9 protein-coding genes are annotated in these 13,390 nt (G+C 68.0%); 3 read left to right on the top strand and 6 right to left on the bottom strand.

The genetic code is table 11. The features are described 5' to 3' along the window. Window positions 1-155: 155 nt before the first annotated feature. Window positions 156-2,012 carry a PhoH family protein gene (locus E1742_RS08725; RefSeq protein ID WP_134384511.1) on the top strand — a complete coding sequence of 619 codons (1,857 nt, stop codon included), beginning with the start codon at window positions 156-158 and terminating at the stop codon, window positions 2,010-2,012. Between the two features lie 137 nt (window positions 2,013-2,149). Then, complete coding sequence (locus E1742_RS08730) at window positions 2,150-2,350, top strand: heavy-metal-associated domain-containing protein (protein ID WP_134384512.1); 201 nt, start codon at window positions 2,150-2,152, stop codon at window positions 2,348-2,350. On the opposite strand, the gene E1742_RS08735 is transcribed toward E1742_RS08730, so the two are convergent. Further along, window positions 2,334-3,083, bottom strand: coding sequence for a glutathione S-transferase (locus E1742_RS08735; RefSeq protein ID WP_134384513.1), 750 nt, complete (start codon window positions 3,081-3,083; stop codon window positions 2,334-2,336). The two genes, E1742_RS08730 and E1742_RS08735, sit on opposite strands and share 17 nt — an antisense overlap. Window positions 3,084-3,180: 97 nt before the next feature. Here E1742_RS08735 and E1742_RS08740 point away from each other — a divergent pair, with 97 nt between their 5' ends. Beyond that, the gene (locus E1742_RS08740; protein ID WP_134384514.1) at window positions 3,181-3,942 is read left to right on the top strand and encodes a sulfite exporter TauE/SafE family protein; all 762 of its coding nucleotides are present in this window, start codon (window positions 3,181-3,183) and stop codon (window positions 3,940-3,942) included. 26 nt (window positions 3,943-3,968) lie between these two features. Here E1742_RS08740 and cueR read toward each other — a convergent pair whose 3' ends face one another. From cueR to E1742_RS08770, 5 genes are all read right to left on the bottom strand, one after another. Beyond that, a complete protein-coding gene (gene cueR / locus E1742_RS08745) occupies window positions 3,969-4,361 on the bottom strand; it encodes a Cu(I)-responsive transcriptional regulator (RefSeq protein WP_134384515.1) in 393 nt (130 codons plus the stop codon). Then, window positions 4,358-6,592: a heavy metal translocating P-type ATPase gene (locus tag E1742_RS08750; RefSeq protein WP_229466648.1), complete on the bottom strand. Its 2,235-nt coding sequence runs from the start codon at window positions 6,590-6,592 to the stop codon at window positions 4,358-4,360. The genes cueR and E1742_RS08750 overlap by 4 nt, the downstream gene beginning before the upstream one ends. Window positions 6,593-6,728: 136 nt before the next feature. Further along, entirely contained in the window at window positions 6,729-7,439 is a 711-nt protein-coding gene (locus E1742_RS08755; RefSeq protein WP_229466650.1) for a FecR family protein, read from the bottom strand. 10 nt (window positions 7,440-7,449) lie between these two features. Beyond that, window positions 7,450-11,727 (bottom strand): two-partner secretion domain-containing protein, encoded by a 4,278-nt coding sequence (locus E1742_RS26680; protein ID WP_229466652.1) that lies wholly within the window; start codon window positions 11,725-11,727, stop codon window positions 7,450-7,452. A 9-nt stretch (window positions 11,728-11,736) separates the two neighbouring features. Next, window positions 11,737-13,338 carry a ShlB/FhaC/HecB family hemolysin secretion/activation protein gene (locus E1742_RS08770; protein WP_134384517.1) on the bottom strand — a complete coding sequence of 534 codons (1,602 nt, stop codon included), beginning with the start codon at window positions 13,336-13,338 and terminating at the stop codon, window positions 11,737-11,739. Window positions 13,339-13,390: the final 52 nt, after the last annotated feature.

A 13,390-nucleotide genomic window follows, 5' to 3' on the forward strand; every position in this document is an offset into this window, starting at 1 on the left:
CGGCCACCTGGTTTTATCTGCGTCTTCCCGTCTGTTTCTCCCCTTTTATCGTTTACCGGGCAATCTACCGCCCACCGGCATCCAACCATTCCGACAGTCCCATTCTCCGTGGCGCGCATTGCGCCATGGCGGAACCTTTTTAAGATGAGATCCTGATGCCACTGCCAAAACTGCCTACCAAGCCAGCGACCCTGCTGCTGGCCAAAGATTATCCCAAGGCGAGCGGAGCGAATCCGGTCCCGTTCCCTGAACATGAAGCCGACGCCGCGCCGAAGAAGTCGACGCGCTCCAAATCCGTCGAGCTGTTCGAACCCGTATCCCCGCCCGTGATGGCGGACATCCCGACACCGGCGCCGAAAAAAACGGCGCGCAAGACCGCCGCGAAAACGGCCGAGACACCGGCTGCAACACCTGCTGCAATACCGGCGGCGGTACCGCCAGCTCCACCGGCCGTGCCGGTCGCGCCCGTGACGGCGCAGGCCCCTGCTGCCAAAGCGCCGCGCGCCAAGGTCACGCCCATCAAGGCCGAAGGCCCGCATCCGGTCCACCACAAGGACAAGGAAGTCGTCATCAAGTCGTCGACGAGCCGCCATGCGGACCAGATCGGCGGCACCAAGCTGTTCGTGCTCGACACGAACGTGCTGATGCACGACCCGACATCGCTGTTCCGCTTCGAGGAGCACGACGTCTACCTGCCGATGATGACGCTGGAAGAGCTGGATAATCACAAGAAGGGCATGTCCGAAGTGGCGCGCAACGCCCGCCAGGTATCGCGCACGCTGGACGGCCTGGTCGCCAACACGGACGACGACGCGATCGAACAGGGCATTCCGCTGTCCAAGCTGGGCAACAAGGACGCCCGCGGCCGCCTGTTCTTCCAGACCCGCCTGCAGATCGCCGACCTGCCGGAAGGTCTGCCGCAGGGCAAGGCCGATAACCAGATCCTGGCCGTCGTCCGCTCGCTGGAAGCGGAACAGGAAGGCCGTGCCGTCGTGCTGGTGTCGAAGGACATCAACATGCGCATCAAGGCGCGCGCGCTGGGCCTGCCTGCCGAGGACTACTTCAACGACCACGTGCTGGAAGACACGGACCTGCTGTACTCGGGCATCGTGCAGCTGCCGGACGACTTCTGGAACAAGCACGGCAAGGACATGGAGTCCTGGCAGGAGAACAAGAACGGCTACAGCTACACGTACTATCGTGTGACGGGACCGTTCGTGCCGTCGCTGCTGGTGAACCAGTTCGTCTACCTGGAACCGAACAACGGCGAGGCCTCGTTGTACGGCCAGGTCAAGCAGCTGAACGGCAAGACGGCCGTCATCAAGGTGCTGCGCGACTACAGCCACAACAAGAACAACGTCTGGGGCGTCACGGCGCGCAACCGCGAACAGAACTTCGCGCTGAACCTCTTGATGGATCCGGAATGCGACTTCGTCACGCTGCTGGGCCAGGCCGGTACCGGCAAGACCCTGCTGGCGCTGGCCTCGGGCCTGGCGCAGGTACTGGAGACGAAGCTGTACAACGAGATCATCGTCACCCGCGTCACGGTGCCGGTCGGCGAGGACATCGGCTTCCTGCCAGGTACCGAGGAAGAGAAGATGAGCCCATGGATGGGCGCCTTCGACGACAACCTCGAAGTACTGAACAAATCCGATAACGACGCCGGCGAATGGGGCCGCGCCGCCACGCAGGACCTGATCCGTTCGCGCATCAAGATCAAGTCGCTCAACTTCATGCGCGGCCGTACGTTCGTCAACAAGTTCCTGATCATCGACGAGGCGCAGAACCTGACGCCGAAGCAGATCAAGACGCTGGTGACGCGCGCAGGTCCCGGCACGAAGATCCTCTGCCTGGGCAATATCGCGCAGATCGACACGCCGTACCTGACGGAGGGCTCGAGCGGCCTGACGTACGTGGTGGACCGCTTCAAGGGCTGGCAGCACAGCGGCCACGTCACGCTGGCACGCGGCGAACGTTCGCGCCTGGCCGATCACGCGAGCGACGTGCTGTAAGCGTCACGACGTCGTTTCCGAAGCCCGCCCGCAGCGATGCCGGCGGGCTTTTTTATGGTTAAACCGGAGGCACGCTTGACCTTCCCCCTATGGGAAGCCTTACAGTACGCCCATCGACCATCACAGAGGAGCAGCAAATGTACGAACTGGTAGTGGAAAACATGACCTGCGGCCATTGCGTGGCCAGCGTGACGAAAGCCGTCAAGGGCGTCGATGGCGCCGCGCGGGTCGACGTCGACCTGGCCGGCAAGCAGGTCAAGGTCGAGTCGTCCGCCGGCCTTGACGTCATCAAGGCCGCCATCATGGATGCCGGCTATCCCGTCACCGGCGCGCACTGAGCGAAGCTGGCGCCTGGCCGTCCAGCTCCGGATAACGCCGGAAAATTCCGTCCTCATTGAACGGGATGCGCCGCTTCGACTTCAGGTAGGCCTCGATGTTCGGCCGCGCGGCCACCATGTCGTGCAGCGCGATCAGCCGCGGCCACTGCGGTTCCAGCCGCGCCATCGTCTGCGGGAACGCATAGCGCAAGCCGGCGATCAGCTGGAACAGCGACAGGTCGACGTACGTCAGCCGCGCGCCCACCGCGAAGCCGCCCCGGCGCGGATTGTTCTCCAGCACCCGCTCGAAATAGCCGAGGAACTTCGGAATGCGTTCGGTCCGGAAGTCCTTCGCGCGCGCCTTTGCCTCTTTTTTCTGATCGTCGTAGTACAGGTTCATTGAAATCGGATGATGGCTGTCGTGCGCCTCGGCGACAACGTCCGCAATGGTCAGCTGCAGCTGGTTGCACCATAGCCGGCCTTCCTGTGTGCGCGGCGCCAGGGCATGCTTCGCGCCCAGGAACTGCAGGATGTTGGTCGTCTGGCCGATCAGCTGGGCACCCGCACGCAGCACGGGCGGTGCGAATGCCGGCATCGCTTCGATTGCCGCATCCAGCACCGCATCGATCTGCGGCATACCCTTCCTGCCGCGCCCCACGTCCTGGTACGGCACGGCGGCCTCCTCCAGCGCCAGCCGGACGAACTCGCCGCGGCCCTGGATCGTCGGCCAGTAGTACAGAATATACGGTTCCACCTTTCCTCCTGTCGGCTGTGACGGTATCCGATTCTAGCCCGGCGGCGGCGGCCCTGCCGGACGCTATAATCGCCCGACCACCCTATCGAGACGCTTCATGCCACCTGTCCCCCCGCTCGACCTGCTTACCGTCATCCTGATCGCCGCCGCCGGGCTGTTCGCCGGCACCCAGAACGCCCTGGCAGGCGGCGGCTCGTTCATCACCTTCCCCGCCCTGCTGCTGGTCGGCCTCAATCCGCTGGCCGCGAACATGACGTCGACGATCGCCATGTTCCCTTCCCAGGCCACGTCCGCCATCGCCGGGCGCAAGCTGGTGGCCGACGTGGGACCGCTGACCTTCCGGCAGATGTTCGTCATCAGCGTGATCGGCGGCATTGCCGGCGCCATCCTGTTGCGCATCACGCCACCGACATTTTTCGAGCGGCTGGTGCCCTGGCTGGTGCTGTTCGCCACGTCGATGTTCGCGTGGGGCGCCTTCCGCAAGCAGCCGCTGCACGCGGCCAGTTCGATGCCGCGCTGGGCGCTGGTCGTGACGCAGACGGCGATCTCGATCTACGGCGGCTACTTCGGCGGCGGCATCGGCTTCCTGATGCTGGCCGCGCTGACGATCGCCGGCCAGCAGATCCGCGCCGCGACGGCGACGAAGAACATGCTGGCCATGGCGATGAACGCGGCCGCCACGGCCATCTTCGCCTTTTCCGGCCTGATCAGCTGGCCGGCCGCGCTGGCCCTGTGCGCCGGCGGCATCGGCGGCGGCCTGCTGGGCTCCTGGCTGATCTTCCGGCTGCCACCACGGGCCATGCGCATCTTTGTCGTCTGCGTGGGGGCGGCGCTGACGGTCTATATGTTCTGGCGCTGACCGCCAGCCGCGTCAAGCGGCAGCGTTCATGCGTCGATGGCGAGTGTTTGCAGGATGGGGCAGTCCGGCCGGTCGTCGCCGTGGCAGCAGTGGGCCAGCCTCGCCAGCGTATCGCGCATCTCCGTCAGTTCGCGGATACGATCATCGAGTTCGGCTACGTGCGCCAGCGCGATGCGCTTGACGTCGCCGCTGGCGCGGCCGTCGTCGCGCCACAATGACAGCAGGTCGGCGATGCGCTCCAGCGAAAAACCCAGCTTGCGCGCGCGGCGGATGAAGCGCAGCACGTGCAGCTCTTTTTCACCATAGACGCGGTATCCGCTGTCCGTACGCGCCGCCGCCGGCAGCAGCCCGATGCTTTCGTAATAGCGGATCATCTTTGCGCTCACGCCCGACGCCGTCGCAGCCTGGCCGATGTTCATGTGCGGCTCCCGGTATCGTTGGCCGGCTTCCAACGCCGCAGCAATAGCGCGTTGCCGATCACGCTGACGGAACTGAGTGCCATCGCGCCGCCGGCGACGACGGGGTTCAGCAGCCCGAACGCGGCCAGCGGAATGCCGGCCAGGTTGTAGATGAAGGCCCAGAACAGGTTCTGGCGGATCTTGCGGAACGTGCGGCGCGAGATGTCGATGGCGTCCGCCACCAGCACCGGATCGCCTCGCATCAGTGTGATGCCGGCTGCATGCATCGCCACGTCCGTGCCCGTCGACATGGCGATGCCGACGTCCGCCGCCGCCAGCGCCGGCGCGTCGTTGATGCCATCGCCCACCATGGCGACACGCCTGCCTGCACCGCGCAGTGCGTCAATGGCGGCCGTTTTATCGGCCGGCAGCAGATTGGCCTGCACGCTGCCGATCCCTACCGCGCGCGCAACGGCGGCCGCGCTGCCCGCGTTATCGCCGGTCAGCATGACGGTATCGATGCCGCGTGCCTGCAGGCGCGCAACCGCGGCGGCGGCGCCCGCCTTGGGTGGATCGGTAAACGCCAGCAGGCCAAGCAGCGTGCCCGTGCCGGCATCGGCCAGCCAGGAGATCGTATGGCCGGACGCTTCCAGGCGCGTGGCGACGTCCGCGAGCCCGTCCAGGTCGATGCCGCGTTCGCGCAGCAGCCGCGAACTGCCGAGGAGCAGTTCGTGCCCTTCGACGATGGCTGCCAGGCCGCGGCCCGGCAATGCCGTCACGGCCTGCGCCGCCAGCCGGTCGGCCCCACTCGTCTCGGCGGCATCGACGACGGCGCGGGCCAGCGCATGTTCGCTGCCGCGCTGGATCGCGGCCGCCAGTGCCAGCAGCCGCGTCTCGTCGCCATCGGCTGGTGCCTGCAGCACGGTAAGCACGGGCCGGCCCTGGGTCAGGGTGCCTGTCTTGTCGAAAACCACGGTCGTGATGCCGTGCGCCAGTTCCAGCGCCTGCGCGTCCTTGATCAGGATGCCGTGGCGTGCCGCAACGCCGGTACCGGCCATGATGGCGGCGGGCGTCGCCAGCCCCAGCGCGCACGGGCAGGCAATGACGAGCACCGCCACCGCGTTGACGATGGCAGTCTCGCCGCCGGCGCCGGCCAGCAGCCAGCCGACGAACGTCAGCGCCGCCAGCACGATCACCACAGGGACGAAGGCCGCACTGACCTTGTCCACCAGGTGCTGCACGGGCGCCTTGGCCGCCTGCGCATCCTCGACCAGACGGATGATGCGCGCCAGCGTGCTCTCGGCGCCGATGGCCGTCGTGCGCACCAGCAGCAGGCCGTCGCCATTGATCGCGCCCCCCGTTACCGTGTCGCCGGGGTGGCGGGCGACGGGCAGGCTCTCGCCGGTGATCAACGCTTCGTCCACCTGGCTTTGTCCTTCGACGACGATGCCGTCCACGGCGACGCGCTCGCCGGGCCGGACGACGACCACGTCGTCCAACCGCACGGCGGCGATCGGCACGTCCGTCTCGATGCTGCCGCGCCGCACGCGCGCCGATTCTGGCCGCAATGCCTGCAGCGCCCGGATCGCCGATGCTGTCTGGCGCTTGGCGCGCGCCTCCAGCCATTTGCCCAGCAGGACCAGCGTGATGACGACGGACGACGCTTCGAAGTACAGGTGCGCCGCCTCGCGCGTCAGCAGCAGGTACAGCGACAGGCCATATGCCGCGCTGGTGCCCAGGGCCACCAGCAGATCCATATTGCCGGCACGGGCGCGCAGCGCCTTCCAGCCGGCACGATAGAAACGCGCGCCGAACAGGAACTGGACGGGTGTCGCCAGCAGCCATTGCAGCCACGCGGGCAGTACGCCATGCGGCAGGGACGGCAACAGCATCGGCAAAATCAGCGGCAGCGACAGCGCGGCCGACAGCAGCACCGGCAGGCCGGCGTTTTCGCCGCGCAGCCAGGCCAGCGGCGCCGCGGGCGGTGGAGCAGTAGTCTCCGGTTGCGCAGTCAGGTCGACCGGCGGCACGTGCGCTTCATAGCCGGCCCGCTCGACGGCGGCCACCAGCAGCGCCACGTCGACCGGCCCGGCCGTTTCGACGCGCGCGGTCTCGGTGGCCAGGTTAACGCTGGCCGAGGTCACGCCGGGAAGCGCGGCCAGCGCCTTTTCGACGCGGCCGGAGCAAGACGCGCAGCTCATGCCGCCGACGCGCAGGTCCGTCGATATCTGTGGGGTTGCAGTTTCACTCATGGGGACTCCCGATGCAGGATGCGGTTCGATGATATGACCGCCATGATCAAGTATCCCACGATGGGAAGGTCAAGCGCTTTCGTCCACGCCGGCATGGACGCAGGAACGGGGGGTGTCCCTATTTTCCCGGCAAACCTCAGCGGACCTCGCAGTCGACGGCAGCCGGTGGCCGCGCACCACCGCGACCCGGTGCATTCGGCCCCTCGGGCGCGCTGAACGCGGGCGGCGGCGCGAACCGCATGCCCGGGTCGGCGGGCACCGCCACGGGCGGCAGCGTCAGCCCCGGCACGTGGCCGAACTGCCCGGCGGCAAAGCTGGCGGCGCCGGCGGCGTTGGCCACGTGGATCATCCCGTCCAGCACCTGCAGATACAGGCCGGCGGTGCGTGCGGTGTCGCCGCCGTCCGTCACGTACTCGGCGATGAATGTCGTGCCGCGGATGCCGATCGTGGCGGTCGGTGTCTTCAGCTCGAACTTCTCCTTGCTGCGCTTGCCCAGCAGTCCCGTGACGGAGCGCAGGCCGCCCTTGACGAGGCTGAAGCGGGCCTGGTCGCCGTCCTGCTTCGCGTTGTCGAAGCTGAAGTTCTCGATTGTCAGCGTAGACGCCGGCCGCAGCGTGATCTCGCTGTTGTCGATGAAGCGCACCAGCGCATAGGTGTTTTTCTCCGTCACGAGCGTGTCGCCGTTCTCCACCTCGGATCTCACGGACAGGATCTTGACGGCGCCGCTGGCCTTCTTTGCCAGCAGTGGGCCGCTCAGCTGGATGACGGTACCGGCCACCGGCGCGGCCAATACGGTAGCGCCCAGCAGGACGTACAGCAGCAAGGCGGTCAGGAAGCGGAGTGCCACCTTGGCCGGGTCAGTTGCAGTAATTTTTAATGGCTGGCTTGTCATCTCGTGCTCCCGATGGCGTGGTGGCGCGGTTGTCGCCCCCTTTCCTCTCCTGGTCCCTGCCGTCTTCCTCCGGCACCGACCCGCTGCCGTCCGGCCCGTGCTTGCCACCCAGCTCCCGCGCGGGGCGGTTGATGGCGGCGATGGCTGCATTGGTTGCCAGCTGCACCGGCTTGACAGGGTCCTGCTGCGATGGCGGGGCGATGGCGGCGCATCCCGGCAGGGTTGGGGTCAGGCGGCATTGGTCCGCATCGGTCAACGCCGGCGGTGCGGGCGGATCGACCGGTTTCTCCTGACCAGGTTGATCCGGATTGCCCGGATTGCCCGGGTTGCCCGGGTTGCCCGGATTACCGGGATTGCCCGGATTGCCCGGGTTGCCCGGATTGTCGGGATTGCCCGGATTGCCCGGGTTGCCCGGGTTGTCCGGATTGCCTGGGTTGTCCGGATTTCCCGGGTTACCGGGGTTACCGGGGTTACCGGGGTTACCGGGGTTACCGGGGTTACCGGGGTTACCGGGGTTCCCGGGGTTACCGGGGTTCCCGGGGTTCCCGGGGTTCCCGGGGTTCCCGGGATTGCCCGGATTGCCCGGATTGCCCGGATTGCCCGGGTTACCGGGGTTCCCGGGATTACCAGGATTACCGGGGCTGTTCGTATTCGCCTGCTTCGTAATACGCTGGCCGGCGATGTTGTCGGTTTCGGCATAGATGTTCGCCCCCGCCCGCAGCAGCAAAGCTCCGCCGGCCCGCACCGATGCCTGCGGTCCGACAAACAGCGCGTCCTCCGGCGAACCGCTGGCGCCGGCCTCCAGCACGATATCGCCTGCGGTTGCAACAGTGCCGTAGACCGTCAACGGGCTGTGTGCCTTGACCGTGATATCGCCCCCGTCTGCCAGCACTTCGCCGCCGAGGCCGACGATGGTTGCGCCATAGTTGTTCAGCGTGATGTCGCCATGATTACCCTCCGCCAGTGCCAGGCGCTCCACCGTCAGCGTACGCCCCCGCCCCGGCGCATTGTTGACGATATTGATCGGCGCATTGCCATGGTCGGCGATGCTGGTCGCGGCCAGCGTGGTGACGGTCGTGCGCAGCGGCGCCGACTTCGTGCCGATGCTGCCGTCCACCCGCAGCGACAGCGCGATCGCCGCGATAGTGCCGGCCAGGTCGCCTCCGCTCGCCAGGCTCACCGAACCCGGGGCCTTGATCTCGACGGCGCCGATGCGGTTGGCCGGATTGTCCAGCAGGACGGCACCGGCGTTCGGCCCCGCCACCTCCACGCCGAGCATGCCCACGACGATGCCGCCGTCCGGTGCTTCGCTTTGCGTGATGCCTGCGCCCGTGAACAGGTTGATGCGCGTCGTGTCCGCATTGGCGTTGCTGTGCGGGGCGAAGCCGCCGTCCTTGCCCTTGTCGTCGCTGACGCCCACGCCGGAAATGCGGATGGCGCCGCCGGCAAGGTCGCCGATATTGACCGTCGTTGCCGCCACACGCCACAGCTGCGTGATCGACAGGCAGCCCGGCCCGCAGTCGGCAGCGCCCACGTCGATCGCGCCGCCGCTGAAGGATTTCAGCGACACCGTATCGGCATGGATCGTCTGCGCGATATCGATGCTGTCGGCCGTCAGCACCACGCTGCCAGCCTTCATTTCCGCCTGGTTGACGATACCCTTTGCCGCGGTCAGCCGCACCGCGTTGCCCCCCGCGTCCAGTCCGTTCACGGTCAGCGTTCCGCCGGTCCCGATGGCCACGTTGCGGCCGGCGTTTGCCGCCAGGGTGATGGCATCGACGGTCACGTCATCCGCAGTGTTCAGCAGCACATTGCCGGCGCCTTCGGCCCGCACGGCACCGATGCGGTTCGATTGCTGGTCGAGATAGATATTGCCACCCGATGCCACCAGGTCCAGGGACGGCGCCGCGATGCTGCTGTCGGCGCCTTGGGCGATGCCGCCGGGCGCCGTCAGCGTCACCGCGCCGGTGGCGAAGATTCCCGCCGCACCGCCGACATTGTCGATGTAGACGTTGTTGGCGTCGCGATAGCGGAACGTGCCGTCCCTGGCAGCTCCCGCCAGTGCGCCGACACGGTTGGCCATGTGTTCGAGCATGACGGACTGGCCACTGGCGACCAGCGTAACGGCGCGCACGGGAGCGCTCTGGGTGACGGTACCGCCCAGCGCCGTCAGGGCCAGGCCTTCGCGTGCCAACAGCATTCCGTCTACGGCGATGGCGCCGCCTTTCAATTCGACGAGCCCCGCGCCCGTGCCCACGCCGGCACCGGCGCGGGTATCGGTCAGGTCCAGCGCGCCCGTCACGGTCACGGTGCCCACGTATCCTTCGCGTCCGCCGATGACGACACGCGGCGCGGCGACCGCTCCCAGTTCGGCGTTGCCCAGCCAGGCGCCAGGCGCGCCCAGCGTGATGGCCGCGTCGCCGCCATACGTATCGAAGAACACCTGGTTGCCGCTTACGCTGCCGCCGGGCAGCAGATCCATGCCGTCCGCGCGCAGCGACACGGCGTTGCCTTTGACGCTGGCGCCGTCCGCCACGCGCAGCACGCCCCCTTCGCGCAGCGCCGCCAGCGTGACATCGCCGGCGCCGGCATCGATCCCGCCACCGACGGCCACGTCGGCGCCGCTCAGGTTGACATCGCCGCCACCGGTGCGCAGCGCGGCGCCCAGGCTGACGGCGCCGCCGGCGAAGTCGCCGCCCGCGGCCGGATCGGCGGCGCTCAACGTCAGTTTGCCGCCGTTGGTCTCGATGGCGGCGTTGACGGCGATATCGTGCCCGGCCTGCGCCGTCAGCCCGACACCGGCGCGGGCGATATTGACGGCATCGGTAAACGTGATGTCGCGCCTGGCCTGCAGGACGACGTCGGCGTGCGCGCCGTCGATCAACGACGTGGCGATTTCCGTGACGCCGCTGGCCGGCCCGGCATCGAAGCCGGCAGCGTCGTCCAGCGTGGCGCCGCCCGAGGCGACAGCCTTCACCTCGATATCGTAGGGATCGAGCAGCCACGTGCCGTTACCCGCCGGGCCGCGCGCATCGACGCGGATCCCCGCCACGTCGAGCTGGTGGCCGGACGTTTCGATGCGCCCGCCCTTGCCGCCGCCGGCGCCGCGCGCCGAGAGCGTGCCCTGCACGCGCGCCAGTTCGTCGCCCCACGCGACGATCGTGCCGCCCTGCCCCGCTTCCAGCGCGTCGGCCGCGATGACGGCATCCTTGCCGACAAACGTACGTGCCGCGTTGGGCACGGCGCCGTCGCCGCCCTGCCACGCGCCGCCTACCAGGACCATGCCGCCCCCCCGGGCGCCGCTGGCATCGACGCGGGCGTTGCCGGTCAGTCCCACCTGTTCGCCCATCACCTGGACCGTGCCGCCGGCGCCGGCACCGCGCGCACTGGTCACGCTGTCCGCTTCCAGCAACGCTTTGCGGCTGGCCTTGAGCACGATGCGGCCGTTCTCGCCAACGACGGCGCTGTCCGCATTCACCGTGCCGCGCTGGTGCACGAGTGCGCCGTAGATACCGATGCCGCCACCCGCCGCGACGATGCTGCCCAGGTTCAGGGCCCGGTCCTCCGGCGCCGACACGACCACGTGTACCGCCGGATTGGCCGAATCGACCAGTTGCACGCTGTGTCCCGCCGCCAGCAGTACCTCACCGCCCGGCGCCTGGATGATGCCAGTGTTCGTCACGTCCGGCGCGATCAGGTAGACCTGGCCGCCCTGCGGTGTGGTGATGCGGCCGTGATTGGCGACCGGCCCCGCCCCTGTGCCGGCGAAATGATTTCTACCGGCCAGGAAATCCGCATTCGACAGGTTCAGCGTGGAGGCCACCAGGCCGTTGACGTCGATGCGCGCATCTGGCCCGAACAGCACGCCGTTCGGATTGATCAGGTAGACCTTGCCGTTCGACTGCAGCGTGCCGAGGATGGCGCTGGGGTCCTGGCCCGTGATGCGGTTCAGCACCCGGCTGTCGCCATTTTGCTGGATGAAGCGCGTGATCTCGTCGCGACCGATGGAGAAGCTGGCCCAGTCGATGATCGTGTTCGGCGTGTTCGTGATGGAGAACACGTTGCCCTGCTGGCTGAACGCGGCCTGCCCCGCCGCTACCTGCGGCAGCGTGGGATTGGCCGACGCCGCCGGCACCACGGCGCCGAAGCAGGCCGCGACCAGCGCGGGCAGCAGGCGGCGGGAAGCGGAGGGCCGAAAACGGAGATCAGCGCAGGGCTGGGATCGGCGAGGAGCGGAAGTCATGATAGTGCCTCAATAGGAAAGGCCGAGCCGTACATGCAGGCGGTTGGCGTCGGCACGGCCGGTGGCTCCGGCGCGCACGACGTGCCCGTAATCGAGTTGCAGGTTCGCGTACGTGGAGACCAGCAGGCGCAGGCCGATGCCGGCGCTGCCGATTGCCGTGCTGGCGAGTTCTCCCGCCAGCGCGTGGTTGCGCCTGACCCAGGCGCTGTCATAGAACGCCAGCGCACGGCACTGGCTGGCGAACGCACCGCACAAGTTCGGCGTGTACAGTTCCAGGTTGGCGCCCAGCCCGCGGTCGTTGGCGAGCTCGCGTTCGGCGAAACCGCGCACGGAGCCCGCGCCGCCAGCGCCGAACTGCTCGCCCGGCACCAGCGCGTCGCGCGTGTACTGCCCGTTGACGATGGCGCGCGCCTGCCAGTCCCCCGGCAGCACGCGGCTCCAGCTGCCGCCCAGGCGCAGCAGCGTGTAGTTGTCGCGCGCACCGAGGCGCGCGCGCGTGAAGTCGGCCTGGCCGCCACGCGAGCCGCCCGGCACGTTGCGCACCAGCGTCACCGAACCGGCCAGTTCCGACCCCGGTCCCGCCGCGCTGCCCAGCCACGTCACGCTGACGGGATGTACCGTCACGTTGTTGCCCAGCTCCTGTCCCAGCAGCACGATGCTGTTCCTGAACGCCTTGTGCTCGACACCATACTGCAGTCTCGCTTCCAGGTCGCCGCGCCGCCGCAGGTTCTGCGTGTAGCGGGCGCCATACACGGCGCCCTGGCCGCTGACGGCCAGATTGAACACGCCCGCCGCCACCGTGCCCGAATCCACGTTCGAATAGCTGGCATAGAGGTCCAGTGCATCGCCCAGCGCATACAGAGGGATGTGATAGCCGGCGCCGTACACCCTGACGCGGCCGGGATGTTCGACGGTGGTGGTGTACTGCAGCGTCATCACATGGTCCAGGTTCCACAGGTTTGCATGCTGCAGCACGATGCCGGTGCGGGTGCGACCGGTCTGCGCGGTTCCGGTGTTGTCGATATTGACGATGGCCTTCCACGGCCGCTCGTCCGTCACCTCCAGCGCGGCATCGACTTCGCCTTCGGCATCCAGGCTGCCCTGCAGCTTCAGCGCCACCTTCTTCGACGGGTTGTCGTTGGCCAGCCGCAGGCTGTCGGAGATCGCGGCCACATTCGGCGTTTGCCCGCCCTCCAGCCCCGGCACGCTGCGCCGGATGTTCGCTTCATCGAAGTGGCGGTTGCCGCGCACCGTCACGCGCCCGACTTTTGTCTCGACCACACGCAGCCGCACGACGCCGCGATCCAGTTCCTGTTCCGGCAGTTCGACGGTGACGACCGTGTAGCCGGCGGCCCGGTAAGCCCCTTCCAGCGCTTCCAGCGCGCCCTGCACGTGGCCGAAGTCGCGAGCGCCGCCGGTGAACGGCGCGACCGCACCGGCGACGGTGGCCGGCGCCAGCAGCGTATTGCCGCTCACGTCGAACCGGCTGATGTCGAAGCGGATGACGTCGGGCTGCGCCGGCGCGGGCACGTCGGCGCGGGCGATGGCGGCAGCGGTAACGAGGGCGGCGCCTGTCAGCAGGCGACAAAGGCCCAGAAGGCGCAGGTTCATAGTGTCGGCTCGAAGTTCCTGATTGCGGCGTCGAGGCGGCCGGTCGCCGCGC

This window comes from Pseudoduganella plicata, from assembly GCF_004421005.1.
Lineage (GTDB): Bacteria > Pseudomonadota > Gammaproteobacteria > Burkholderiales > Burkholderiaceae_D > Rugamonas > Rugamonas plicata.